Origin of the sequence: Nocardia sp. CA-107356 (genome assembly GCF_050946365.1) — a bacterium.
In the GTDB taxonomy this organism is placed as follows: Bacteria; Actinomycetota; Actinomycetes; order Mycobacteriales; family Mycobacteriaceae; genus Nocardia.
The window spans coordinates 3,103,808-3,128,835 of record NZ_CP191992.1; the positions used below are offsets into that span (position 1 = coordinate 3,103,808).

Below are 25,028 nucleotides of genomic sequence, written 5' to 3' on the forward strand. Positions count from 1 at the left end.
GCCGTGGCCGAGTTCGAGTTGCAGGCCGGACGGGCTGTTGATGTAGATCGAGGTCATCAGGTCGTTGGTGTGCCTGCCGAGGGTCTGCATGATCTCGGTGTTGTTGCGCTTCAACAGATCTATGGCGCGGCCGAGATCGTCCATGTTCTGGTATTCGAGCATCAGGTGGTTGAATCCGACGTGGCCGGGCAGTTCCGATAGCGCCAGTGAATGATGGCGGCCGTTGATGTGATAGAAGCGGACGCTGAAGTATTCGGTGATGATCCGATCGGACAGTCGGAATCCGAGGATATCGGCGTAGAACCGGTTCGCCTCCTGCAGGTTCGGTACCTGGAACACCACATGGCCCAAGCCCTGGTCGCCGGTGACGAATCCGCCGCGCATCACTCGTCCGGTCTGAAATGAGTTGGGGGTAGCGGTTTTTCCCCAACTGAGCTCGTGGCGCAACCCCCACGGGTCGAGAAACCAGGCCAGTTCGGCGACCCCGCGCTCCTTGCACAGTTCCTCCGCACCCCAGTGGACCGCGACGCCGTGGTCTTCGAGGTGCTCGCAGTAGGCGTGCAGATCGGTCTCATTGGCCAAACCCCATCCGGCGTAACGGAATTCGTCTTGCTCGCTGGGGTGGACGGCGATCCGGTAGTTGACATCGTCCACCGCGAGGCGGACGGCGCCGTCGGGTCCATCGCTCTCGAGCATCGTCCCGAGCAGTTGGGGGCCGTAGCTGCGCCATTCGTCGAAGCGCGGCGATGCGAAACCCACGTACGAAAGTTCTTGAATCATCGGCGATCTCCCCGAGCCGGTCGTCGCGCCGCCCCTTGCGGCACGGGTTCCGATAATAGTCATGTATGCCAATGATTGGCAGTGCCAGTGATTGGTGGTGTGCGCGATCTCGTATGATTGCCCGCATGGATTCCGGGCGCCCCGTCAACACACCGCTGGGTAGTCGCCTCGGCTACCTGCTGGTCCGATCTGCGCTGCGGGTGCGTCAGCGCTACGTCAATGAACTATCGGCGATCGGGCTGCTGCCCAATCAGCACGCGATCCTCAGCGCGCTGCACGAGTTGGGTCCGTGCCATCAGAAGGAGTTGGCCGCCCGCATCGGCCTGGACACCGGCGATATCGTGGCGTACCTGGACGGCCTGGATGCCGATGGTCATATCGTGCGCAAACGCGATCCGGCCGATCGGCGTCGGCAGATCGTGTCGGTCACGCCCGCGGGATCGAAGATTCTGGCCGTCGCCGATCAGGCGCTCGACGCGGTGGAGGCCGATACGTTCGGCTGCCTCACCCGCGCCGAACGCAAGGCCTTCGGTCAGAGCCTCGACAAGTTGTACGGATCGTTGGTGTCGCAGTAGTCGATCGCCCGCATCGATGCCCCCTATGTCCGCTCGTGCGCACCACGCAAAACCAATAACACGTTTCGGTTTGTCCCCGTCGCAGGATCCATTAGTCGTCGGGTATAAACCTTCCGCGAGGGCTGCACCCCCTTCGCGCAGCCCTCGCGATGGCACCCCGCACTCCATTGGGCGGGGAGATCAGGGGTGTACTTCGGTTACGGACGCAGCTGCACGGACAGGTTGACCAGTCCTCGAACGATTAGGCTCTTGCGCCACTGCAGGTCCGGACTGTCCGCCAGGTGAAATTCGGGGTATTCGCCAAGAAGTCTGCTGAGTGCGATCACGGCTTCGCTTCGTGCCAGCGGCGCTCCGACGCACCGGTGGATGCCGCCGCCGAAAGCCAAGTGGTGGTGACTGTTTGGTCGGTTGATATCGAAACGATGCGGATCGGGGAAACGGTGTGGGTCACGGTCGGCGGCGCACATCGACACCAGGATCAGTTGGCCTGCCGGGATTTCGACACCACCCAATATGGTCGATGCGGCTGTATAGCGAAATGTTGCCTCGGTCGCGGGCGATTCGTAGCGCAATACCTCCTCGACGAATGGGGTGATTCGGCCCGGATCGTCCAGGAGTTGCCGGCGAAGGTCGTTGTCGGCCAGCAGGATGGAGACAGCATTGCCGATGAGGTTTACCGTCGTCTCGAACCCGGCGACGAGTAGCAGGAAGACCATACTGATGAGTTCACGGTGGGTGAGCCGGTCGCCTTGCTCACCTTCGGTGAGTAGCGCGGAAAGCAGGTCGTGCCCCGGTGCTGCACCCTTGCTGTGGATCAGCTGGTCGATGTAGCCGATGAACTTCTGTACGGCTGTCGTTCTGGCCTCATTGGTTTGCTCGCTGGACAGCAGAATCGTCGACCAGCCCCGGAAGCTGTCCCGATCCTGGTGTGGTACTCCGAGCAGCTCGCAGATGACCATCATCCCCAACGGATTGGCATAGTCGTCGAGCAGGTCATGGACGTCGCCGGCCTTGACCGCCATGGATGCGAGCAGGGAATCGGCGATCTCTGTGATGCGCGGCTCGAGCTCGCGAACAGCCCGGCTGCCGAACGCTCGGTTGACCAAGGCGCGCAGTCGGGTGTGTTCGGGAGGGTCGCAGAAGACCATCATGTCCTTGAACATGCCGCTCTGGACATGTTGGTCACCACCATGGGAGGCCAAGGCTGCGCGACCTCCGGAAGACTTGAGGGCCTTGCTGATTGCTGGATCGGTGAACGCCGCCTTGGCCACTTCGTAGTCGGTGATCAGCCACCCGGTGGTGGAATCAGGCAGTCGGACGTGATGCACCGGCCCGCGACTGCGCAACCGATCGTACACAGCGTGCGGGTCGTGATAGAAGTCGTCCGCCAGCTCGACCATTTCGGCGGCCAATTCGCTTGCCGCAGACGCGTTCTCGTGCACCATGGACTGAAAGCTACCAGCCACGACAAAGCCACCGGCCCGCCGAAACCATCCGCACCGCTACATACAATGCCGGTACGTACAGTCCGATTGCATGCAGTACGAGAGAGATATTCCGAGCACGATGAGCGACCTCGATAGCACGACGCTGGGGCAGCATCTTGCCTTCCTCCGCAAGCGTGAGGAGTACCGGCGACACGAGATCGGGGCACTTCCTTCGAACAGGAAGTTCAGCAGGGAAAGGGCCGCCGGCGAAGCGCACATCACCGCGAGCTACCTGACCAAGGTCGAGCGGGATGAGGTCGGGCAGGTCGATGTCGGGATTCTGCGACTGTTGGCGAGCACCTATTGCGCCAGTGAAGACGAGTGGCGCTACCTCTGCGATCTGGCAGGCTACGCCGCACCCTACCCTGCCCTTGCAGGCATGGGGGATACCGTGGACCTGCCGCCGCTCGAGGTGTTCCAAAGAGCGGTGACCCCGATCATGCTCACAGAAATGAGCGAGGCCGTCACCGATCTCGTCTCCTTCTACGCACCACCGCGGCGCTTGATCACGGCGAACCGGGCCTACTTCGACGCCTTCCCGACACACCGATCCGGCATGTACATGCTCGAGTGGTCGTTCACGGACGACGCCCAGGAGATCATGATCAACTGGGGCGACCAGGTACTCCAAGGCGTCGCATGGCACCGTGGACTGATGGGGCGTTACGGCCGGACAGCGTGGGCGCGGGAGTCTCATCGACGACTCTGGCAATTCCCCGAGTTCCGACGCCTGTGGGAGGCGAGGGCGGTCTCGTACGAGCGCCCCATTGCATCGCAAGCGCAACTCCGTATTCGTGGCAACGATTACACGATGGTTATGGAGAACTGGCATATGCAACACGATCTGCCGATCACCCGATCCAGAGGTACGCTTCGGCCACTGACGTGAGACGCCTTCCTATGTGCCATTGTTCGCCCTACTCGCGCGGCGGCTGCCCGAAACGGATGTGCGGCAGGTGGCGGAGGCGCTGGCCGAGCAGGGTGCCATCCTGACGACCCCGCGTCCGAGTTTGCTGGCCGCGGGTTGGTGATCGGCGATTTCAAGGTCGGTCACAACCGGCGGCACCGGCATTCGGCGCTGGGCTACCTGACCCCGGCCCAGTACGCTGCGGCCTGAGGTAATCGACGCGAGCTGATCGTGTCGACTCCGACTTTCAGAACACTCCGATCGTGTTCTCGGAGCTGATAATCCGGAGAATGTACTCGGCGCGATTGAATCGCCGAAAGCGATCGGCCGATCCGGTGTCACCCTGGTTCTGAGTCGAGGGCCGCGCCATCCGTCGGGCGCTTTCGACGATTGATTTCAACACCGGCGAGACGGTGCAGGTACGCGGGCCGAACCAGTCATTGCGTCGCGGCTGGGGGCGAGATCGGCTGCGGCACAGGACTAGTCAGGATCCGGTGCGGGAACCTGGCGCGGAACCTCTGGAAAGAAGGTTATCTCAAGGGGTTGAAGGCGGAGCTCGCTGCGCACGGTCAAGATGAAGCTCTCGAATGCTTGGCGCGCGGGTACCCGTGACTGGAGCCCTTTGAGCAGGTCCAGCGGTTGTGAGAGTTCTGATGCACCAGAATGGGTGCAGGAGGACGAGATCACGACATGGCGCGACGACGACACACCCCCGAGCAGATCATCCGCAAGCTGCGCGAGGGCGAGAAGCTGATCGGGGAGAAATTCTCGATCGAGGAGGTGTGCAAGCACCTCGAGATTTCCGAGGCTTCCTGGCATCGCTGGCAAGCCCAGTACGGCGGCATGAAATCCGACGACGCGAAACGGCTCAAAGAGCTGGAGCGCGAGAACGCGCGGTTGAAGAAGATGGTCGCCGAGCAGGCCCTCGATATCGACATGCTCAAGGAAGTGAACCGGGGAAACTATTGAGCCCGGACCGCCGTCGCAGGGCCGTGGTGGTTCTGCAGCAGCGGTTTCGGGTGTCGCAACGCCGCGCCTGCCGAGTGGTGGGGCAGTCGCGGTCGGTGCAACGTCGGCCGCGCGCGGTCGCCGAGGTCGAACGGACGCTGAGGGAGCGGCTGCGCGTGATCTCCCGGCGTCATCCGCGGTGGGGCTGGCGGAAGGCGCACGCGTTGTGCCGTGGCGAGGGTCTGGTAACCAACCACAAACGCACCCAACGACTCTGGCGTGAGGAGGGATTGAAGCGACCGAGTCGAGTGCGTAAGAAACGCCGCATCGGGCCGGGTCGGAATCAGCGTCTGAAGGCGTCGTTCCCGGATCAGATGTGGGCCCTGGATTTCCAGGTCGATGTCACTGTCGACGGTCGACAAGTCCGGTTCCTTAACATTGTCGACGAGTTCACGCGGGAAGCCTTGGCCACCAGAGCATTCCGGTCGTGCACCGCCGATCAGCTGGTCGGTGTGCTCCACGAGATCATCGTGGCCACCGGGCGGAAGCCGATGCACATTCGCATGGACAATGGCACCGAGATGACCGCGCACGCGATGCGGGATTGGTGCCGGTTCACCGGGGTCGATGCCTCGTTCATCGATCCGGGATCGCCGTGGCAGAACGGTGTCTGTGAGTCGTTCAATGGGCGTTTCCGCGACGAGTTCCTGTCCTGCGAGGTGTTTCATTCCCTGACCGAGGTGCGGGTCCTTGCCGAGGATTGGCGCATCGAGTACAACAGTTACCGGCCACACGGATCGCTGGGTTTCCTTACCCCGCAAGCATTCCGTGAGCAATGGGTACCGACCGAGTTCGAGCAGCAACTACAACTCGCATAGCCGGTGGACCTGCCATCGGGGCCCAGTCACCCGGATTCGATACCAATCCTCGACGCGGTGCTTTCGATCCTGGGCGTCATAGAAGAGCTCTGTGATCGCCAGGTCGAGAGCGGTGGCCGCCTGGACAACGGCCGGCGACCCGTGCAGCCATACCGCGGTGTAAGCGTCATCCCAACTGCTGTCATTTCGTACACGCTCGACCAACTCGGGGAACAGCTCGCTGGCTGGGTCGGCGAGGGCGACAGTCCGAATCCCCTCCTGGGTCTTGCGGAACACATCGGCGAAGCGCTGATAGCTGGCCGTCATCTGGTCTCGCCGCCAACGCGTGGCCTCGGATCGCGCATCCCAAAAGCGCCCGATGACAAGGCCTAAGGTTCCGGCCACCGCCGCTATGAGCGCTGCCGACAACGCTTGCCCCATATTCATTCTCCCCATAGTGTCGCTGCGGGTTCTTCCGTCCTATCCTCGGTGCATTCTGGCGTGGACAGGGTTGAAGGTCCGATCTGTAGGCGCTAGTACGGCATTCGGCCTCCACGCGCGGATTCGTGCTGGCATCCTCGAAAGAGCCACTGCGACAAGGGGGATCGATCGTGAGTACCGTGCCGCCGGATTGGTATCCCGACCCTTCGGACGTGGGTTTCCTGAGGTACTGGAATGGGACCGATTGGACCGCTGACCGAAAGCCTGTACCTGCCAAGGGTTCCGTCGACCGGCCTCAGGCCGGTGGACCGGCCGCGAAGGTGCCGCTGTTTGGTGCTCGCGCACACGCGAAACGGCGGTCGCAGGAGCTGGCGGACGCACAGCCAGAAGAACTCAAACGCTTCCTCCTGCACGGAGCTGTCATTGGAGGCAAGAGGGCGTCGCGGGTGTAGAAGCACCCAGCAATCGGCATGTGCGGATGTCCTGACCCGCAGGACATTTCGCCAGGCCGGGCAGCGCCTTATGCGGCAGCATCGGACGTTTTGCGACGCAGTCTCTCTCGGTCGCCGACCGCGCGGCTGGGGCATCACCGCCGGGCCAGGCTCGTTGCAGCCCTGCCGGATCTCGTATGTATCTTTCTGGGTCGGGGCCCCCTACGATCGCCTGGTGAGCGCGCCAGAGATGGTTCTGCAGTACATCAACGCACTGAAGTGGCCGGTGGTCGTGGTGCTCGCGATTACACTTTTCCGCACCCCAGCACGCGCCATGCTTGCGCAGGTGCAGAGACTGAGGGTCGCAGCCTTTGGCGCCGAGGCCGAGATGGAGCGCCAAGCCCAGGACTTCGCCCGCGACGTCTCCGCAGTTCCTGCGGACACACCACCACCCCTGGTGGAGTCCCTTGAACTCGACTCGCAGACCTCCGGCATCCCCAATTCGGAGCCCCCTGACGCCCAAACAGCCGGCCCACAACGCTCGCGCATCATCCAGGTTGCGCCCCAGGTGGCAGCGGTAGGCAGGATTCCGGCGGCTGAGTTCCTGGAATTCCAAGCGAGTCTGAGTGCGTTGAAAGACTTCTCGTATAGCGGTTCCTCGGTCCTGCGGACGATCGAGTCCGAGCCTGCGGAGACCATGATTCGCATCGCGCACGACCTGAAACGGATAGTGGGAAGCATCGGTGGGGGAGAGTTGTGGCCAGGCACTCCCTACTCACTCGAGAGTACGTGGACCGAACTCCTTCGGCTTCGGAACAGAGCCGCCATGGACGGCGCGAGCGTTGCCGCAGCACACTCGTACAACGTCGGCGCTCGGGATTGGGCACGCCGATACACCGAGTTCCTCGAGGCGGCGGTTGAGGCGTTCGAGCAGATACCACGCAGTGCGTCCGTCGATATGATTGCAGATGCCTCGACGGACGCGCTGACCTGATCGGTGCGGGACGACGACTCTGAGTTCCGTTGATCTCGCGCTGTCATGCGACAGGCGGGTGAGCGTGGACCAGGGGCGGTCCCGACCGAGGAGTCGACCGGGCGAGCGTTCCGCATAAAGCCCCTTCTGATCGGCGTGGCGAGCGGGGCCGCCGTATCCCAGATTGTGAAGGCCGCAACCGACTTCCACAGAGCCGGAAAGACTTCCGTGATATTACTGTCCATGAGTCACCGGGCCGACGTGCCGGTTTCTTAGGATTCTCTCAGCTGAACCCGAATTGAACCCCCACAGAGTTCCCCACCTGCGGTTATGCACTGATTCGGCTCGAAGCTGTCAGCCCATCCTTTCTGCATAACCGCAGGTAGAACGGATGACGTGACGTAGTGTCTGTGTCCGGAGGGGGACTTGAACCCCCACGCCCGATAAAGGGCACTAGCACCTCAAGCTAGCGCGTCTGCCATTCCGCCACCCGGACCGGTGTTGCTGAGCAAGGGTAACGGATGGGTGGGCCAGTGTTGAAATCGGTTGTGATGCCGGGTGGGTTCAGTGTGCGGCGGCTACTCGTTCGATGACCGGGCGCCACGATTCGACCGGGGCGACGTGGCGGCCGACGAGCTTGCCCGCATCGTCGGCGCGGCGTAGGGCGATGGCGGCGGTGAAGTCGGGATCGGCTCGGAATTCGGCGATTTCGGATGCGGTCATGGGGCCGCCCTGGGTGATCAGGGTGCGCTGGCTGGCGGGGGAGAGCGTGTGCGCGGTGTCGGTCGCGGCGAGATAGCGTTTGGCGACGACGTGCAGCTCTATCAGTCGGGCGACGCGGTCGCCGAGTAGCGGACGAATCGCGTCCGCGCCGTGTTTGCCGTGGTGCGCGTCATCGCCCGGGACGAGTTTGTGGCCGATGTCGTGCAGCAGTCCGGCCAGTTGTAGTTCTTCGTCATCGGGATGGGATAGGCGCAGCAGTTGGGCGCATTGCAGGTCGTGATCGAGGATGTCGACGGGGTCGCCGCTGCGGTCCGGCATATCCCAGACGTCGGCACAGTCGGTCAGCAGGTTGATCAATTCGTCCACGGTGGATACGGACATTTCGGCCCCGATCTCTCGATACGACGGGCTCACTGCCGATCGCGTCCGACCTAGTGAGCGAAATGGTCCGGACCAGCTTGCCGTTGATCGCCGCCGGTAGGGTTGCGGGTGAGTGGCGTTTCGGTGAATGCTGGCGGCGCGTGCGGGCCCGGACACGGCACTGTTCGGCGCCGAGGTGCGGCGGCTGGGGTCGATGCTCGCCCGACCCGATCTCTACCCACCGAATTCCGATACCGATGTGGCAGGCTGGCCGCATGCGTGTTGCCGTTGTTGCCGGGCCGGATCCCGGCCATGCGTTTCCGGCCCTGGCACTATGCGAGCGGTTCGTCGCGGCCGGTGACGAACCGGTGCTGTTCACCGGACCGCGCTGGTTCGACGCCGCCAAGGGGGCGGGCATTGCGGTGCGTCGACTCAAAGGTCTGGCCCCGCGCGCCGTCGACGATGACGCGGACGCCGGTCAGCGCATTCATGAGCGCGCGGCGCATATTTCGACCGAGATCCTGCCCGATCTGAGCGCGATGCTGCCGGAACTCGTGGTGTCGGACGTGCTGACCGCGGGCGGTGGGTTGGCCGCCGAGCGGCTCGGGGTGCCGTGGGTCGAGCTGTCGCCGCATCCTTTGTATCTTCCGTCGAAAGCGTTGCCGCCCATAGGTAGTGGTCTCGCGCCGGGGGAGGGGGTGCGCGGGCGACTACGTGACGGCATGCTGCGCACCATGACCGCGCGCGCCATCCGCAACGGCCTGCGTCAGCGTGAGCAGGCGCGCGAAAGCGTCGGCCTGCCCGCCACCGATCCGGGTCCGGCGGCCCGCTTGATCGCCACCCTGCCCGCCCTCGAAGTGCCGCGGCCCGACTGGCCCGAGCACACTCACGTCATCGGCCCGTTGCTGTGGGAGCCGACCCGGGAAACTCTCGAGCTACCGCCCGGTGACGAGCCGCTGGTCATGGTCGCGCCGTCGACAGCGCACACCGGCATCGTGGGCATGGTCGACACCGTGCTGGCCGCCCTGGACGGGGCAGGCATACGGGTGGCCATTTCCATGCTCGACACTCCGCCCACCGACCTCCCGCCCTGGGCCAGCGCCGGACTCGGCCGCCAAGACGAACTGCTCACCCACGCCTCGGTCGTCGTTGGCGGCGGTGGGCACGGCCTGCTGGCGAAATCCCTGCTCGCGGGTGTACCGATCGTCACCGTCCCCGGTGGCGGGGACCAATGGGAACTGGCCAATCGGGCAGCTCGCCAAGGCAGTTCGATCCTGGTCCGGCCGCTGACTGTCGACGCCGTTCGCGCGGCGGTCCGAGACCTCCTCGACGACCGCTCCTACACAGCCGCCGCCCGAGCGGCGGCCGCCGGCATCGCGGAAGTCGCCGATGCCATCGGTATCTGCCATGACGTTCTCAGCGTTCGAGCTCGATAGATACCAGGAGCGACCCGAGCGCTAACGCCCTGCGAATTCGGATTCGAGAATGGCTGTTCACCGCGTGCCGGTACGTGGAAGCGAGCGCGGTAACGCGAGTATCTTGATTATGGTGCGGTTGACCGAGTTCCAGGAGCTGTTGCACACCGAGTTCGGTGTGGCCCGTGGCGATACCCTGCTCAACGATCACACCGTCCCGGAGTTGGGCGGGCGGACGGGTGCCGCCGCCATCGCGGCGGGTGTCGATCCACGGGATGTGTGGCGCGCGCTCTGCGCCGATTTCGACGTGCCGAGATCCCGCTGGTGACACATGGTGGATACCGCTTCGACGGGCGGCTTCGCATGATCGCTACCGATCATGAACAGCTGGCTGCCCGGGTCGCGGCCGCTCAGCCGGTCGCCTTTGCCGAATTTCGCGGGACCGGTATCGACCTGCTACTGCTCGGCCGCTACGACGAAGCCCTCGATCACCTCGATCGTGCCCTCGAACTCGCGGACAGTGATCGCCGCCGGATTTCGGTATGGATCAACCTCGGCGATGTCCACCGGTATCGCGGCGATGTGGTCACCGCCGAGACGCTGTATCGCCGGACTGTCGATCATGCCCGTGACTGTGCGCCGGAGGCGCTTTCCTTCGCGTTGCAGCACCTGGGCAAGGCGCTCGCCGAACAGGGTCGACTGCCCGAGGCCAGGGCGCTGCTGACCGAGGCGCTGAAATTGCGAGTCGCCGAGGGGGACGCGGAACTGATCGAATCCACGCGCATCACCTTGGACACCCTCGACGAGCTGCCGACGACCTTGCCGCCGAAGGTGGCCGCGCTGCTGGGCGAGAATCCCACGTGGTCCGATGATCACGAAGGGATGAGCGGCGGTGTCGCGCACGTCAACGGCACGTACTGGGTGAAGCGGGGGCCCAAGGCCGCCGCCGAATACGAGCGCTTGAACTGGCTGCAGGGCAGGGGGATTCGGCTACCGGATATCGCCGTGTTCGAAGACGATGTCCTGGTGCTGACGGAAGCGGGCGTGCCGAGCCTGGCCGCGCTCGACGATCCGGCGGTGTCGGTGGGTGCGGTCATGGGCGCCTTGCTGCGTCGCCTGCACGACATCCCGGTCGCGGAGTGTCCGTTCGACGGCGGGCTGGAGGTCATGCTCGCCCGGGCACGGCGCAACGTGCTCGAGGGGCTGGTCGACGTCGAGGATTTCGACGACGACCATCGAGGGCTGACGGCCGAACAGATATTCCAACGGCTGCTCGCCGAATGCCCTTCGGACGAGGATCTCGTTGTTGCGCATGGTGACTTCACCCCGGCCAATGTCCTGGACGGCGGCCTGCTGATCGACGTCGGGGGTCTCGGCGTGGCGGATCGGTACCGCGATCTGGCCTTGGTCGCGCGCGATCTGCCCGACGACTTCGATGCCGACGAACTGCGCGCGTTCTACGCCGCGTACGGTCTCACCGAACCGGACCGGCGTCGGCTGGACTATTACCGGCTGCTGGACGAACTCTGCTGAGTTCAGGTCTTTTTCGCGTAGTGGCGCGCGGCCTTGGTGCGGTTGCCGCAGGTTGCCATCGAATGCCAACGGCGGGTGCCGTTTTTCGAGGTGTCATAGAAGAACAGCACACAATCTGGATGAGCGCACTGACGGATCCGGTCCGGCGCCTCGGCGAGTAGCCGCAACAGGTCGGCGGCGGCGAGCCAGCCGGGGAGCCAGGTGGTTTCGGGGACGTCGGCGATATCGGCGGGTCCGGTATCGGTCAGGGTGCGCCGGATCCGGCCGTGGTCGAGTACCTCGTTGAGCGCGGTGTGCGCGGTGTGCTTCACCACGTCGTGGATGGCGGTGCGCGCGGCGAGCGCTGCCTGCAGGGTCGGTTCGTCCGCATTCGCCCGGTCGGCCAGTCCGGCCGAGGTCAGCCAGATTCCGAGACCCGTGACATCGGTGAGCAGATCCTGCGGTCCGTCCTCGATCCACCGGGTGTTCAGCAGGTCGAGAGCCAGCGGTTCGCCGAGGTGGGGGCGTGGATCGGGCATACCTGAGGGTAACGATCGCTCTGTCGTCTCCAGATCAACCACCGCCATTCTAACTAGTCAACTTCATTTTAGAGGTTGACGCTGGTGCCGCAGCTCGTTATGTTCTAACTAGTGAAACAATCTATGAAGGTTATTCATTTCGAGGAGGATTCACGATGACGACAGCGATCGCGCCCCAGTTGGTCACCGGACATATCGGCCTGAACGTCTCCGACCTGGACCGCTCGGTGGACTTCTATCGGCGCGCATTCGGTTTCGAGCAGTTCGCGGCCAGCACCGACGACGGGAAACGCTGGGCCTTCCTCGGCGCGAACGGCAAGCTCATGGTGACGCTCTGGCAGCAGTCCGACGGCAGGTTCTCCACCGAAACTCCCGGCCTGCACCACCTTTCGTTCCAGGTCGACACCGTCGAACAGGTGCGCGCGATCGAGGCGCTGTTGCGCGAACTCTCGGTGGACTTCGCGCACGACGGTGTCGTCGCGCACGGTGAGGGCGTCGCCTCCGGTGGCATCTTCTTCGCCGACCCCGACGGCATCCGCCTCGAGGTGTACGCACCCACCGGTGCCGAATCTGCTCCCGCGCCGAGCGGTGCCGCCCCGACGTGTGGATTCTTCTGATCCAATGACCCACTTCCATCCGGGCGAGGTCGCCGTACAGCAGCGAATGGGCCAGCAGCACATCGCGGACCGCGTCGGCCGGACGATTCGCGGCGATATTCCGGATGTCGCGGCGTCCTTCCTGGCCGAACAGCCCATGGTCGTGATCGCGGCCGCGGACGATGCCGGGCGCGTGTGGGCCAGTGAGTTGGTCGGGCCGCAGGGATTCGTGCACGCTGTCGATGCCGAGACGATCGCGGTCGAGGCATTTCCGGCCGCCGGGGATCCGCTGCACGAGGCACTGACCAGCCCCGCGCGCATCGGCATGATCGCGCTGCAGCCGCAGCGGCGCAGGCGGATGCGAGTCAATGGTTCCGCGATGCCGACGCGGTGGGCTGTCGGGGCGCGCGACGGGCTGCGGATCGCTGTCGACCAGGTGTATTCGAACTGCCCGAAGTACATCTCACGCAGGAGAATCGCGTCCTACCGACCCGATGTCGATATCCCGGCGCCGCAACACGGTATGCAACTCGCCGCCCACCAGCGGGAGTTGATCGCCGCGGCCGACACGTTCTTCGTCGCCACCGCGGATGCCGAAGGTAATGCCGATGCTTCCCATCGCGGCGGTAATCCCGGCTTCCTACAGGTGCTCTCCGCCACGCGGCTGAGGTGGCCCGACTACCAGGGCAACTCGATGTTCATGACACTCGGGAACATCGCGGTGAACCCGCGCTGCGGCATCCTGATCCCGGACTGGAGCACCGGCGGAACCATCCAGCTCACCGGAACCGCCGAATTGGTCTGGGCCATTGAGACCTTCAGCGCCGGAGCCCAGTGCTCGATCGACTTCACCATTACCGACGTGGTGGAAGTCCACGGTTCGGGCCCCCTGCGCTGGGGCCCTGCCGAACTCTCCCCGGTCAATCCCTGACCCATGGCCGAATCCGTTACCACAGTAAGGAGCTTCTGATGCGACCCCCATTGCCACCGTTCGACCTGGAATCCGCCAAGGCGAAGGTGCTCGCCGCCGAAAATGCCTGGAATACCCGGGATCCCGAGCGGGTCGCCGCCGCGTACACCGAGGATTCGGTATGGCGCAACCGCGACGAATTCTTCACCGGCCGCGACGCCATTGTCGAATTCCTCACCCGAAAGTGGTCCATCGAGAACGGTTACGTACTGCGCAAGGACCTCTGGGCATTCGAAGGCAACCGTATCGCGGTCCGCTTCCAATACGAATGGCACGACGAATCCGGCCAGTGGTGGCGCAGCTACGGCAACGAGCTGTGGGAGTTCACCCCGGAAGGTCTGATGTCGCGGCGTGAGGCCAGCATCAACGATGTTCGCATCGAGGAATCCGAACGCCGCATCTTCGGCCCGCGCCCGGAAGGGGACGAAACCGTGCTGCCGCAGAAGTAGTGCGGGACTGCTGGTTCGAGGACCCGGCGGCAAGCGTCGCTCGGGCCGGTCCGCTCGCGGGTGGTGCCGGAATCCCCGCCATGCGAGGATTCCGGCCCACGGTATTCGATGCGGATTTCGCCTACGCGGCAACAACTTCCCGCTCCGCCGGACCATCCGCGACCACCACATGCTGACGGTGGAACAGTCCGAATGCAATCACCCCGAACACGATCCCCACCCCGGCCGCCACCGCGAACGCGGCATTCAGCCCGTCTACGAACCGCGACAACGTCATCGGCCGATCCGCATCGGCGACCTGGCGGAACACCGTGCCCAGCACCGCCACTCCGAGCGCGAGTCCGAGCTGCCGTGCGGTATTCACCGCGCCGGCGGCGATCCCACCTTGCCGCGGCGGCACCGCCGCCATTCCCACCGCAACCAGCGCGGGCGAGTTGATACCGATACCGGCGCCGATTACTGCGAACCCGGGAACCAGTGCGGCCCAAGATGATCCGGCATCAATGATGGTGAGCAGCCCGGTTCCGATGCCGACAAGTACCAGGCCGGCCCCGATCGTCCACTTCGGCGAAACATCGTGCAGCAGCTTGCCGAACGCACCGGCTACCACGAACGCGGTCGCCGCCATCGGCAGCATCGCCAGTCCCGCGTGCAGCGGCGACATATGCAACTGCTGCTGCAGCCACAGCGATACCAGGGGAGTGGCGGCAAAGGCCGCGAATGTCTGTCCGGAAGCAGAGATCAGGGTGGCACCGAAGTTGCGGTTGCCGAGCAGTGCCAGCGGGAACATCGGTGCCGCACTGCGGTATTCGACGAATGCGAAGGCCAGCAACGCGACCACCCCGAGCGTCAGGGTGAGCAGCGTCGCGCCATCGGACCAGCCGTGTTCACCGCCCCGGATGACACCGTAGGTGACCGCCGTCGCGGCGGTCGCGAACGCGAGCATTCCCGGCACGTCCACGGCCCGATCCGCCTGCCGCGGCGACGGCTGGAACACGATGGCGGTCAATACGATCGTCGATACCGCGATCGGCAGATTGACGAAGAAGATCCACCGCCACGACAGCGCCTCGGTGAGTACGCCGCCCAGCACCACACCGATTCCGGCCGCCGCACCCGCGACCGCACCCCAGACGCCGAAGGCGACACCGCGGTCACGACCGGTATAGGTGGAGTTCAGCAGCGACAGGGTGGTCGCGAACATCGCGGCGCCGCCGACGCCCTGAAATGCCCGCGCGGCAATGAGAATCGTCGAGGTGTCGGCGATTCCGCAGGCCAGGGATGCGAGCGCGAAGACGACCAGCCCGGCCAGGTAGGCGCGCTTCGCGCCCACCCGGTCGGCCAGCGAACCGAGTACGAGCAGCAGCGCGGCCAGTGCCAGTGCGTATCCGTCCACCACCCACTGCAGGCCGGAGAGTCCGGTGCCGAGATCGGCGGCGATATCGGGCAGCGCGACATTGACGATGGTGACGTCGATGAGCAGCATCAGCGTGCCGAGGCACGCGGCGAATAGGGGGAGCCATTTCTTCACTGGAGCCTCCGTGGCAAATGAACGATTTCGACGCCCAGCGTGCGCCTTGCGGCGGTATCTACATAGCCATGAGCCAGTTCGCGATATATTCCTCCTATGCAGTCCGTGGAAGAGTCGGAATCCTCTGTTCTGGATGTGCTCGACAAGCAGATCGTGCACGCGCTCGTCAGCGATGCCCGTATCGCGTTTGCCAAGCTGGGCGCCATCCTCGGGGTTTCCGAGCAGACGGTGGCGCGCCGCTACCGATCGCTGCGTCAGCGCGGCATCTTGCATGTGTCGGGGCAGGTGAACGCGGTGCCGCTCGGGCATGCGCGCTGGGCGATCCGGCTGCGGACGACGCCGGACAAGGCGGTGCGGCTGGCCGAATCGCTGGCCCGGTTTCCGGATCTGAGCTGGGTCACCTTGCTGTCCACCGGATCCGAGGTGACCTGCGTGAGCAGACCTCGCTCGGCCGAGCGGCGCGACAAGCTGCTGCTGCAGACGTTGCCGCAGGCCAGCCAGGTGATCGGCCTGACGGCGCACGAGGTGATCCACCGGTTTCCGCTCGACGAGGAGTGGCCGCATTTCAGCCATCTGTTCACCGCGGCGCAGTTGCGCGAACTCGGGTCGCGGTCGAAACCGGCTGATATGGGACCGGAAGCGCCGATGCGGCTTTCGGCCGAAGATGAGGCGATGCTGGCGATCCTCGGTCGCGACGGCCGCGCGCCCTATGCTCAGATCGCCGCCGAAATCGGTTGGACACCAACAAGAGTGGCGCGCCGCATGGCCGAACTGGTCGAATCCCGGGTGCTCTACTTCGATCTCGATTTCGCGATCGAGCGAATGGGGTATGCCGTGCGCGCGGCGCTGTGGCTGCGCACCCGCCCGGCCGATCTCGCGGCGGTGGGCGCCGCGATAGCGACACATCCGGAGACCGTCTTCGTCGCCGCGACCACGGGACCGGTCAATCTGATGGCATCGATCATGTGCCGCGATACCGCCCACCTCTACCGCTATGTCACGCAGCGACTCGGTGCGCTCGATGGGATCACCGATGTCGAGGTGACGCCAGCCCTGCGGGTCTTCAAACAGGCGCAGACGCTGCTGGAAAGCGATCGGATATCGCTGGCGCGGTGAGCGGGCGGTGGGGCGGAATCGGCCGTAGCGCGGCGGTTGCCCGGTTCGCCGAAGTCGGCTCGCGTGTTGTCGGGCGCGTCGCTTGACTCGAACACCTGTTCGGCTAGGCTGGTCGCCAGAACTTGTCGGTGCCGCCCTCTAATGTGGGCGCCAACCAAGAACGAGACTTACCTGTCGAAAAGGGGATCAGGATATGGCACCACAGGCGTACGACCGCGATAAGGCGCTCGAGCTGGCGCTGGCGCAGGTCGAGAAGAGCTTCGGCAAGGGCGCGGTCATGCGTCTCGGCGAGGAGGCCCGCCAGCCCATCTCGGTGATCCCGACCGGATCCATCGCGCTGGACGTGGCGCTCGGCATCGGCGGTTTGCCGCGCGGCCGCATTGTCGAGGTCTATGGTCCGGAGTCCTCGGGTAAGACGACCGTCGCCCTGCACGCGGTGGCCAATGCCCAAGCCGCGGGCGGTGTCGCCGCATTCATCGACGCTGAGCACGCGCTCGATCCCGACTACGCCCGCAAGCTCGGCGTCGACACCGACGCGCTGCTCGTCTCCCAGCCCGATACCGGTGAGCAGGCGCTCGAAATCGCCGACATGCTGGTGCGTTCCGGTGCGATCGACATCATCGTCATCGACTCGGTGGCCGCGCTGGTGCCGCGCGCCGAGATCGAGGGTGAGATGGGTGATAGCCACGTCGGTCTGCAGGCTCGTCTGATGAGCCAGGCGCTGCGCAAGATGACCGGTGCACTGAACAACTCCGGCACCACCGCCATCTTCATCAACCAGCTGCGCGAGAAGATCGGCGTGATGTTCGGCTCGCCCGAAACCACGACCGGTGGTAAGGCGCTGAAGTTCTACGCCTCGGTCCGATTGGACGTGCGTCGCATCGAGACGCTCAAGGACGGCAGCGACGCGGTCGGTAACCGCACCCGCGTGAAGGTCGTGAAGAACAAGGTCTCGCCGCCCTTCAAGCAGGCCGAATTCGACATCCTGTACGGCCATGGCATTTCCAAGGAAGGCTCGCTCATCGACATGGGTGTCGAGCATGGCTTCGTCCGCAAGTCCGGCTCCTGGTACACCTACGAGGGCGATCAGCTCGGCCAGGGCAAGGAGAACGCCCGCAAGTTCCTGCTGGAGAACACCGACATCCGCGACGAGATCGAGAAGAAGATCAAAGAAAAGCTCGGGATCGGCGCCGATGTAACCGCGGACGGAGCGGCCACCGAGGTCCCCGCCGATTTCTGATTCGATGAATGCTCGGCGCCCAGCACCACGCCCCGGTCGGCCCGCGTCCGATGCGGCGCGGCCCGACCCGGTCGATGAGGTTCGGCGCCAACTGAACGAACTGCTCTCCGCTTCGGGACGACCAGCCCTTCCGGCGGATACCAGATCCAACTCGGGTGAGCCCGAACCAGGCCAGGAGCGGTGGTCTCGAGGCGGTTCGGAGGCCGCCGGTTTCCGGTCGGGTGAGGCGGGTCGAGCCCGGCGGTCCGAGGGTGACTCAGGGGCTGGGCTCCATTCGGGCGAGTCCGCGGGTCGAGTTCGGTGGTCCGAGGATTCGGGGGCCGACGCCTTCCGCTCGGATGAGCCCGAGTTGGGGCAAGGCCGGTGGTCTGCGGTCGACTCGGAGGCCGACGGGTTCCGCTCGGGTGCGTCCGGATTGGGACGGGGCCGGTGGTCCGAGGTCGACTCGGCGCGCGGCGGATCTCGATCCGATGAGTCCGAGTTAGGGCGAGTCCGGTGGCCCGAGGCAGATCTGGAGGCCGATGGTTTCCGGTCGGGTGAGCCCGAGTCGGGTCGGGATCGGTGGTCCGAGATCGACTCGGAGGCATCGGGTTTCCGGTCGAGGGAGCAGGGGGATAGACGGGTCCGGTTGGCTGAAGGTGGTTCGGCCGATTCGGACATCATGGGAACTCGGTCGAGCGCGCCCGATCCGCAGCGGGCGCGTTCGACCGGGTCCCGGCGCGGCCGCGGGCGCCGGAAGGATTTCCGGCGCAACGACTCCCAGTCGGCTGACCTTCAGAGTTCCGAAGGCCGATGGGCGGATCCGGTGGCGGCCGGATCTGAGGAGGGTGAACCGGCGGGCATCGACACTCCCCACGTAGGTGGGGATGATCAACGGTCTCGGTCCGAGCGCACCCCCCAAGGCGGGACGGTCGAGCAGGCGAAGGAGGCGTGTCTTCGCCTGCTCGCCGTCCGCGCCCGCAGCCGTGCCGAATTAGCCCAGCGCCTCGCGGCCAAGGGCTTCACTCCCGATATCACCGAACGAGCCCTCGACCGCTTCACCGAGGTCGGTCTGATCGACGACGCCGCCTTCGCCGAACAATGGGTCCACTCCCGCCACACCTTCTCCGGCAAGGGTAAACAAGCACTCGCCCAAGAGCTCCGCCGCAAGGGCGTATCCCAATCCGACGCCGCCCCCGCCCTCGAAGCCATCACCGCCGACGACGAGGAACAACGCGCGACCGAACTGGTCCGCCGCAAACTACGCACCATGCCCCCGAACCTGGACCGCGACAAAACAATCCGCCGCCTGGTCGGCATGCTCGCCCGCCGCGGTTACTCTCAATCCACAGCCTTCGCTGTAGTGAAAGCTGAACTCGCCCAAGCGCAGTTCGGCACCCCGGCCCTCGACTGAGCGCCCGCCGTGCCCCGCGTGCTCGGCGGGTGAGCCGTCGAGCAGGGCCGCGCGCAGCATGAAGGCGAGTGCCATGAAGACGACGGCCGACCGTCGCTCGAACCACGGGTTCTCGCGATCGACAACGCTAACCGCTCTGTGATCCCTCACTGTTTCGCGGTGGCGGGAACCGCGCCGAAGTGCGCTTTTCACGCGCATACCTGCGCAGCACCGGCAGCCCGAATGCTATCTCAGCGGGCTCGGCGGGTCGGCCACCCACACCATGCACCGAGTGGACGGCACCCTCCCAGAACAGCACTCGGTCGAACACAACGTCATCGCCCTCACGTCGGAAACGCCTCGCGGTGACCTTGCCGCACGCGACGAAACCCGATCCGAATGACCCACCGGCAAGGTGCAGTAACAACAACGGCACAGCGGCTTCGTCGTCGAGATCACCGTGACGGGAAACCGGCGTGAGAGTGAACCCGCCAGTGAACCGCGGGTCCAGTTCCATCCGCTCCACGGCCTCGAAACAAATCTCGATCCGAGACTCGAACGCCCCGAAGTCATTGCTGCGCAACAACAACTCCTTATGACTGACCGTATACCGATGCACATGCAGATCGCAGCCGACAGTGAAGGGTAGATTGCTCACATATCCACAGTGCCACGGTCACAGCACTGCCAGCAGCCGACCGCGGATCAAACGGACGCTCCCCGCCCGACCTCGTCCACAGCTTTGACGAAATCTCCAAAGGCATTCGGGGGGTGGGCTGTTCAACGATCATGGTAGCGCTCCACGGCTCCTGCCTCGAACATGCCACTCGTGGTAATCGTCAACTGCAGCAGCCTCGTTGAAACAGGGGATGTGGTGAGCGGCGGCTGCGCGCATGATCGGATGAGAGCTGAGACCGCGTACCACGGTGAGATGGGCAAGCAGTTCGCTGCTCTGGCAGCTCAGTTTTGGATGGCAGGTGCGAGGACTTCCTCGCACCATTGACGGAAGCTGGTGGGGGTGGTGGATTGAGGGGTGCGGGGTTCGGCGTTGTCCAGGCCGTGGTTCTTGGCGTCCGACATGTCGAGCATGCCCTGCGTAAATGCTTCGGACATACCGGATTCGAGGAGTCTGGCTTCGAAGGCGGTGTTGGGGATCTGCTGGAAGCGGATCGGTCGGCCGAGTACTTCGGACATGATCTGTGCCATGTCGTTAGCGGAGAGGTCCTCGGGGCCCAGGACGGGAACGCTGTCCTGCCCGGTCCAGGAGTCATCGAGCAGCAGTTCGGCGGCGACGGCGGCGATATCGCGGGTCGCGCAGGTCGGGCGTTTGTGATCGGGGGAGAGCGGCCAGAAGAACATGCTCTGGCTTTTGATCGCCTCGATCTGACCGAGCATATTGTCCATGAACGAAGGCATGGTCAGCGCTCGGTAGTTCACACCTGTGCTCGCGATCAGATCGTCCATGGCCAGTGACGCCGTGACCAGCCCGGCGTGTCCGACCACCGCCGACCCGCGCCCGACGGCCGAGACTCCGACCACTCGCTCGACGCCCTGGCTCGTGAATGCCTCGCACGCGGGCCGGGTGAAGTCGAGAAAGGCGGCCTCGAGACTCGCGGCGCGATGGTTCGGGGGAAGAAGCCAGAACACGGCCTTGGCGTCGGCGAACGCCTTGGTGACCACATCGATATCCCCGTGCGAGCCCTGCACGATTTCAACGCGTTCGCGGGTCTGCGCGGGCAGGCGTGCGGGATCACGCGCGATGACGCGGACCGGTGCGCCGCGATCGAGGAGACGCTGCAGGACCTGGTGGCCGATGGTGCCGGTTGGGGTGGTGACAACGATCATGATGACCTCTGTTCGAGTGACTTGGCATCGGCCAGTCAACTCGGCACGGCACCGAACCTGAAGGACCGATCCGATACCCGTTGATACCGTGGGGATATGAGTGATCTGGAGGTTCGGCAACTCCGATACTTCGTGGCCGTCGCGGAGGAACTACATTTCGGGCGTGCCGCCGGGCGACTCGGTATGGCGCAGCCGCCGCTGTCCCGGGCGATTCGGGAACTGGAACGTCAACTGGGTGTTCAATTGTTCGAGCGCACCACCCGGCATGTCGTGCTCACCCCGGCCGGGGCGGTTTTGCTCCGCGACGCCCGGACCGCGCTCGACGCGGTCGCCGCCGCTGCTCAGCGAGCCCGGCATATCGGGCAGCCCGCGCCCGGGTTGCGACTGGCGCTCAAAGCCGACTTCGACGCCGGACTCCTTCCGCAGATCCTCGAGGCATACCACCGTGAGAAAGCGGCAATTCCGGTCGAACTGATGATGGGCGGACGGGGCGAACAGGTCCCGGCCCTGCACCAGGGCCGAGCCGATGTCGCACTCCTGGCCACCCCGTTCGACGATCGCGACCTGGACATCGAACCCCTGCTGACCGAGCCCCGCTTGGTCGCATTGGCGGCCTCCGATCCGCTGGCCGCCCGCGCAACTCTGCGCTTGGCCGACCTCACGGGCAGAATGCTTCCCGACGGAACACCCGCCGACCGAGAAGGCCTGATCCCCAACGACAGTGAAATCCACAACGGATCCCAGGGCCCGATACCCGATGCCCGACGAACAAGTCTGGACCTGGCACAGATCTTCAACCTGATCGAACTGGGCAGCGTCATCTTGTTCCCACCCGCGTCGGTAGCCCGGCGCCACCCCCGCCCCGCCATCGCCTACCGCACCGTCACCGACCTCCAGCCGACCACCCTGGCTGTTGTCTGGCCACAGAACTGCCACTCACCGGCCGTAGCCGCCTTCGTTCGCGCCGCCACATCCGTCGCGGCAGCCACCTACCCACCCGAATCCGCCACGACAGAAGAACCTTTCGCCCGCAACACCCGCCGCCTTCGCGACACCGAAGGGCTCCAAGGCATCGTGACCTCGTCCTGACCGTGGTGCGCGGTTGCGGACCAGCTACTCGCCCGTCGTAGCCGCAATCGCGACCGGGCAGGCCTCGTGTGGTCCGCGCCGCCCTTCCGTTGCGGCGGCTGGCTACCTTCCGAATCCGCCACAGCAGAGGTGAGTTCCGCGCTCGCCGAGCCCGTCGTCACCACTGCAGGTCGCGTGCACGTCAGGGGCTGGTCCGTTGGTCTGACGTGGTCTCCCGATCATGCGCAGGTGACCGCACTGGCCGCCGAGCGGGAGGTCCCGAACTCGGCGACCAGGGGATCGGTACCTTCGAACCAGGTCGCGGGCGGTCAGCCGAGTCAGGGCTTCTGGGTGATATCCATGCCGGGAGCGGCGTCGGTGAGAATCGAGTCCGCCGCGACGACCGTGGCTCCCTTCTTCCGCTTGCGCGAGCGCAGCCGCCGCTCGAGCCTATTGGCCACGACGGTCAGCGTGCTGTTCAACAGAATCATCACGACTGCGACGACCATCAGCGCGGGCACCGTATTGCGTTCGGCGGCACCGAGTTGCGAGCCCTGACGCACGATCTCGAGGTAGGTGATCTGGTAGCCGAGCGCCGAATCCTTCAGCGCGACAACCATTTGCGAGATCAATGCGGGCAGCATCGCGGTAATCGCCTGCGGCAGCAGGATCAATCGCATCAGCTGACCCTTGCGCAGCCCCAGGGCCACCGCGGCCTCGGTCTGCCCCTTGGGCAGCGATTTGATACCAGCACGCACGATTTCGGCGATGACCGAGCCGTTATAGACCGTCAGCGCGATTACCACGGCCCACAGCGCGAGCTGGTCGACCTTGAATACCTTGTAATCGGAGAAGACGTAGAACAGGAAGATCATCAGAATCAGCACCGGGATGGCCCGGGCCACTTCGACGATCGCACCCGCAACCCAGCGCACCAGCCGGTGTTCCGAGAGCCGCAGGATGCCGAAGACCATGCCGATGACCAGTGCGAACACAATCGACAGCAGCGCGGCGACGAGAGTGCCACGCAGACCGGGCAGCAGGTAGGTCTTCCAGACGTCCGCCTCCAGGAACGGCTTCCACTTCTCGGCGGTGAACTGCCCCTTATCGGCGAACCCGCGGTAGAAGATCCAGCCGATCGCCAGTACCGCGACAATCGCGATGACGGAATAGATTTGGTTTCGGATGCGCGCGCGTGGTCCCGGCGCGTCGAAAAGAACCGAAGCTCCGGAACTCATCGGGCCACCTCGAATCGCTTGGCCAGCCAGCCGAACAGCAGGCCGGTCGGCAGGGTCAGGATCACGAAGCCGAGGGCGAAGATGAAGCCGATGGTGATCAGCGCGGCCTCGTTCTCGTTCATCTTGGCCATCAGGGTCGCGGCCTCGGCGACGCCGATGGCCGAGGCGATCGTCGAGTTCTTGGTGAGCGCGATCAGCACGCTGCCCAGCGGGGCGATCACCGATCGGAATGCCTGGGGCAGCACCACGATTCGCAGATTCTGCGTAAAGGTGAAGCCGAGTGAACGGCCCGCCTCCGACTGGCCCATCGGCACCGTATTGATGCCCGCGCGCAGCGATTCGCAGACGAATGCCGCCGTGTAGATGCTGAGGCCGAGTACGGCGTAACGGAAGTTGTTCTGCGCCAGCGAGTTGGGGCCTTCGGGTGCGAGTTTCCAGCCCATCGTGGAGTAGAGGCCGAGCGAGCAGAACACGATGATCAGCGTCAACGGGGTGTTGCGGAAGATGGTGACGTAGGCGGCGCCGAGAACACGCGCGACCGGCACGGGAGAGACGCGCATCGCGGCCACGAATGTGCCCAGGAGCAGGGCCAGAACCGCGGAGGACGCGGTGAGTTTGATGGTCACCCAGAAGGCGCCGAGGACGTCATACCTCGAGATCAGGTCGAACACGGTAGGCGCGTCCCTCCGATCGGATCGATGTGCGGCGGCCGGAGATCGTCCTTCCGCGCGCGATGTACAGGGGTGCTCGTAGCGAAGCGATCGGGTGGCCCGGTACGGGCCACCCGATCAGGCATCTCAGTACCGGTTCACCGTCGGCGGCGTCGGCGCCTGGTAGCCGGAGGCACCGACCGTGGAGTCGAACGCCTTCTTCCAGGAACCGTCCGCGATCATCGCCTCGATCGCGTCATTGACCTTGTTGCGCAGTTCCTTATCGCCCTTCTTGAGGCCGATGCCGTAGTTCTCCGTGGTGAACGGCTTGCCGACGACCTTGAACGTGCCCGCGCTCTGCGCGGCGTAACCGGCCAGGATGATGTCGTCGGTGGTCACCGCGTCGTACGAACCCGCCTGCAGGCCCTCGAGGCACAGCGAGTAGGTGTCGTTGGTCTGCAGTTGGGTGCCCGGGTAGTTCTTCTCGATGTTCTGGGCCGGGGTGGAGCCCTTCACCGAGCAGACCTTCTTGCCCTTCAGATCATCGGGTCCATTGATGCCGTTGTTGTCGGCCTTCACCAAAAGCGACTGGCCCGCAACGTAGTACGGTCCGGCGAAGTCGACCTTCTGCTTACGTGCGTCGTTGATCGAGTAGGTCGCGACGATGTAGTCGACCTGACCGTTCTCGATCAGCGTCTCGCGCTGTCCGGACGGGGATTCCTTGAACGTGATGTTCTCCGGCTTCACACCGAGTTTGCCGGCGACGTACTTGGCGACCTCGACGTCGAAGCCGCTGTAGGAGCCGTCCTTATTGCGCAGGCCGAGGCCCGGCTGGTCGAACTTGATGCCGACGGTGAGCTTTCCGTCCTTGGCGTTGTCGAGTGCGGTCTTGTCGCTACCACCGCCACAGGCGGCGGTCGTGGCGGCCAGCATCAGGGCTACCGCCCCGATGCCGAGTCGAAGCGAACGGTTGATCCTCATCGAGTTCCTTCTCCCTCTGGTGGT

Annotated in this window: 26 protein-coding genes, 1 tRNA gene and 1 pseudogene; 16 read left to right on the plus strand and 12 right to left on the minus strand. The window is 64.8% G+C overall.

The genetic code is table 11. The annotated features are described in order from the left end of the window. Positions 1-21: 21 nt before the first annotated feature. Positions 22-843: pseudogene (locus tag ACQP1G_RS13835) on the minus strand (VOC family protein); the annotation flags it as partial. Between the two features lie 62 nt (positions 844-905). On the opposite strand from ACQP1G_RS13835, the gene ACQP1G_RS13840 reads away from it, so the two are divergent. After that, complete coding sequence (locus ACQP1G_RS13840; protein WP_433203308.1) at positions 906-1,355, plus strand: MarR family winged helix-turn-helix transcriptional regulator; 450 nt, start codon at positions 906-908, stop codon at positions 1,353-1,355. A gap of 197 nt (positions 1,356-1,552) precedes the next feature. Here the strand turns inward: ACQP1G_RS13840 and ACQP1G_RS13845 are convergent, their stop codons facing one another. Further along, positions 1,553-2,800, minus strand: coding sequence for a cytochrome P450 family protein (locus ACQP1G_RS13845; RefSeq protein ID WP_433203311.1), 1,248 nt, complete (start codon positions 2,798-2,800; stop codon positions 1,553-1,555). Between the two features lie 91 nt (positions 2,801-2,891). Between ACQP1G_RS13845 and ACQP1G_RS13850 the strand changes: the two genes are divergently transcribed. The 3 genes from ACQP1G_RS13850 (at position 2,892) to ACQP1G_RS13860 (ending at position 5,575) form a co-directional block, all read left to right on the plus strand. Next, positions 2,892-3,731: a helix-turn-helix domain-containing protein gene (locus ACQP1G_RS13850; protein ID WP_433203314.1), complete on the plus strand. Its 840-nt coding sequence runs from the start codon at positions 2,892-2,894 to the stop codon at positions 3,729-3,731. 13 nt (positions 3,732-3,744) lie between these two features. Next, the gene (locus tag ACQP1G_RS13855; RefSeq protein WP_433203317.1) at positions 3,745-3,873 is read left to right on the plus strand and encodes a hypothetical protein; all 129 of its coding nucleotides are present in this window, start codon (positions 3,745-3,747) and stop codon (positions 3,871-3,873) included. Positions 3,874-4,439: 566 nt separating this feature from the next. Then, positions 4,440-5,575 (plus strand): IS3 family transposase gene (locus ACQP1G_RS13860; protein WP_433191779.1). Its coding sequence is split into 2 segments (ribosomal slippage): positions 4,440-4,701 and positions 4,701-5,575, totalling 1,137 coding nucleotides; the frame shifts between segments, so codons are not numbered across the junction. On the opposite strand, the gene ACQP1G_RS13865 is transcribed toward ACQP1G_RS13860, so the two are convergent. Next, entirely contained in the window at positions 5,561-5,881 is a 321-nt protein-coding gene (locus tag ACQP1G_RS13865) for a hypothetical protein (protein ID WP_433203320.1), read from the minus strand. The genes ACQP1G_RS13860 and ACQP1G_RS13865 overlap by 15 nt on opposite strands. Before the next feature lie 293 nt (positions 5,882-6,174). Here ACQP1G_RS13865 and ACQP1G_RS13870 point away from each other — a divergent pair, with 293 nt between their 5' ends. After that, positions 6,175-6,447, plus strand: a complete 273-nt coding sequence (locus ACQP1G_RS13870; RefSeq protein ID WP_433208468.1) for a DUF2510 domain-containing protein — start codon at positions 6,175-6,177, stop codon at positions 6,445-6,447. A gap of 214 nt (positions 6,448-6,661) precedes the next feature. Next, positions 6,662-7,420 (plus strand): hypothetical protein, encoded by a 759-nt coding sequence (locus ACQP1G_RS13875; protein ID WP_433203323.1) that lies wholly within the window; start codon positions 6,662-6,664, stop codon positions 7,418-7,420. A gap of 390 nt (positions 7,421-7,810) precedes the next feature. On the opposite strand, the gene ACQP1G_RS13880 is transcribed toward ACQP1G_RS13875, so the two are convergent. Both ACQP1G_RS13880 and ACQP1G_RS13885 read right to left on the minus strand, forming a co-directional pair. Then, positions 7,811-7,895: transfer RNA gene (locus ACQP1G_RS13880), tRNA-Leu, on the minus strand. A 68-nt stretch (positions 7,896-7,963) separates the two neighbouring features. Further along, entirely contained in the window at positions 7,964-8,503 is a 540-nt protein-coding gene (locus ACQP1G_RS13885; protein ID WP_433203326.1) for an HD domain-containing protein, read from the minus strand. 254 nt (positions 8,504-8,757) lie between these two features. Between ACQP1G_RS13885 and ACQP1G_RS13890 the strand changes: the two genes are divergently transcribed. The 3 genes from ACQP1G_RS13890 (at position 8,758) to ACQP1G_RS13900 (ending at position 11,430) form a co-directional block, all read left to right on the plus strand. Continuing rightward, on the plus strand, positions 8,758-9,918 hold the full coding sequence (locus ACQP1G_RS13890; protein ID WP_433203329.1) for a glycosyltransferase: 1,161 nt from the start codon (positions 8,758-8,760) through the stop codon (positions 9,916-9,918). A gap of 112 nt (positions 9,919-10,030) precedes the next feature. Further along, on the plus strand, positions 10,031-10,225 hold the full coding sequence (locus ACQP1G_RS13895; RefSeq protein ID WP_433208471.1) for a DUF3046 domain-containing protein: 195 nt from the start codon (positions 10,031-10,033) through the stop codon (positions 10,223-10,225). 35 nt (positions 10,226-10,260) lie between these two features. Then, positions 10,261-11,430 (plus strand): phosphotransferase, encoded by a 1,170-nt coding sequence (locus ACQP1G_RS13900; RefSeq protein ID WP_433203332.1) that lies wholly within the window; start codon positions 10,261-10,263, stop codon positions 11,428-11,430. Between the two features lie 2 nt (positions 11,431-11,432). On the opposite strand, the gene ACQP1G_RS13905 is transcribed toward ACQP1G_RS13900, so the two are convergent. Then, on the minus strand, positions 11,433-11,948 hold the full coding sequence (locus ACQP1G_RS13905; protein WP_433203335.1) for a CGNR zinc finger domain-containing protein: 516 nt from the start codon (positions 11,946-11,948) through the stop codon (positions 11,433-11,435). 155 nt (positions 11,949-12,103) lie between these two features. Between ACQP1G_RS13905 and ACQP1G_RS13910 the strand changes: the two genes are divergently transcribed. Genes ACQP1G_RS13910 through ACQP1G_RS13920 form a run of 3 tightly spaced genes read left to right on the plus strand, consistent with a single transcriptional unit; the run spans position 12,104 to position 13,963 of the window. After that, positions 12,104-12,565 carry a VOC family protein gene (locus tag ACQP1G_RS13910; RefSeq protein WP_433203338.1) on the plus strand — a complete coding sequence of 154 codons (462 nt, stop codon included), beginning with the start codon at positions 12,104-12,106 and terminating at the stop codon, positions 12,563-12,565. A 4-nt stretch (positions 12,566-12,569) separates the two neighbouring features. Then, positions 12,570-13,475, plus strand: a complete 906-nt coding sequence (locus ACQP1G_RS13915; protein WP_433203341.1) for a pyridoxamine 5'-phosphate oxidase family protein — start codon at positions 12,570-12,572, stop codon at positions 13,473-13,475. A 35-nt stretch (positions 13,476-13,510) separates the two neighbouring features. Then, complete coding sequence (locus ACQP1G_RS13920; protein ID WP_433208474.1) at positions 13,511-13,963, plus strand: nuclear transport factor 2 family protein; 453 nt, start codon at positions 13,511-13,513, stop codon at positions 13,961-13,963. 121 nt (positions 13,964-14,084) lie between these two features. Here the strand turns inward: ACQP1G_RS13920 and ACQP1G_RS13925 are convergent, their stop codons facing one another. Next, positions 14,085-15,494, minus strand: a complete 1,410-nt coding sequence (locus ACQP1G_RS13925; protein WP_433203344.1) for an MFS transporter — start codon at positions 15,492-15,494, stop codon at positions 14,085-14,087. A 96-nt stretch (positions 15,495-15,590) separates the two neighbouring features. Here ACQP1G_RS13925 and ACQP1G_RS13930 point away from each other — a divergent pair, with 96 nt between their 5' ends. The 3 genes from ACQP1G_RS13930 (at position 15,591) to recX (ending at position 19,243) form a co-directional block, all read left to right on the plus strand. After that, the gene (locus ACQP1G_RS13930; RefSeq protein ID WP_433203347.1) at positions 15,591-16,610 is read left to right on the plus strand and encodes an Lrp/AsnC family transcriptional regulator; all 1,020 of its coding nucleotides are present in this window, start codon (positions 15,591-15,593) and stop codon (positions 16,608-16,610) included. A gap of 193 nt (positions 16,611-16,803) precedes the next feature. Beyond that, positions 16,804-17,850 carry a recombinase RecA gene (gene recA / locus ACQP1G_RS13935; protein WP_433203350.1) on the plus strand — a complete coding sequence of 349 codons (1,047 nt, stop codon included), beginning with the start codon at positions 16,804-16,806 and terminating at the stop codon, positions 17,848-17,850. Between the two features lie 841 nt (positions 17,851-18,691). Continuing rightward, positions 18,692-19,243 (plus strand): recombination regulator RecX, encoded by a 552-nt coding sequence (gene recX / locus ACQP1G_RS13940; RefSeq protein WP_433208477.1) that lies wholly within the window; start codon positions 18,692-18,694, stop codon positions 19,241-19,243. A gap of 127 nt (positions 19,244-19,370) precedes the next feature. Here recX and ACQP1G_RS13945 read toward each other — a convergent pair whose 3' ends face one another. Next, on the minus strand, positions 19,371-19,880 hold the full coding sequence (locus tag ACQP1G_RS13945) for a hypothetical protein (protein WP_433203353.1): 510 nt from the start codon (positions 19,878-19,880) through the stop codon (positions 19,371-19,373). 302 nt (positions 19,881-20,182) lie between these two features. Then, on the minus strand, positions 20,183-21,067 hold the full coding sequence (locus ACQP1G_RS13950; protein ID WP_433203356.1) for an NAD(P)H-binding protein: 885 nt from the start codon (positions 21,065-21,067) through the stop codon (positions 20,183-20,185). A gap of 96 nt (positions 21,068-21,163) precedes the next feature. On the opposite strand from ACQP1G_RS13950, the gene ACQP1G_RS13955 reads away from it, so the two are divergent. After that, positions 21,164-22,156, plus strand: coding sequence for a LysR family transcriptional regulator (locus tag ACQP1G_RS13955; RefSeq protein ID WP_433203359.1), 993 nt, complete (start codon positions 21,164-21,166; stop codon positions 22,154-22,156). 317 nt (positions 22,157-22,473) lie between these two features. Here ACQP1G_RS13955 and ACQP1G_RS13960 read toward each other — a convergent pair whose 3' ends face one another. The 3 genes from ACQP1G_RS13960 to ACQP1G_RS13970 form a co-directional block, all read right to left on the minus strand. Continuing rightward, complete coding sequence (locus ACQP1G_RS13960) at positions 22,474-23,373, minus strand: amino acid ABC transporter permease (protein WP_433203362.1); 900 nt, start codon at positions 23,371-23,373, stop codon at positions 22,474-22,476. After that, positions 23,370-24,044, minus strand: coding sequence for an amino acid ABC transporter permease (locus tag ACQP1G_RS13965; protein WP_433203365.1), 675 nt, complete (start codon positions 24,042-24,044; stop codon positions 23,370-23,372). The genes ACQP1G_RS13960 and ACQP1G_RS13965 overlap by 4 nt, the downstream gene beginning before the upstream one ends. 126 nt (positions 24,045-24,170) lie before the next feature. Further along, positions 24,171-25,004: a glutamate ABC transporter substrate-binding protein gene (locus ACQP1G_RS13970; RefSeq protein ID WP_433203368.1), complete on the minus strand. Its 834-nt coding sequence runs from the start codon at positions 25,002-25,004 to the stop codon at positions 24,171-24,173. Positions 25,005-25,028 lie beyond the last annotated feature (24 nt).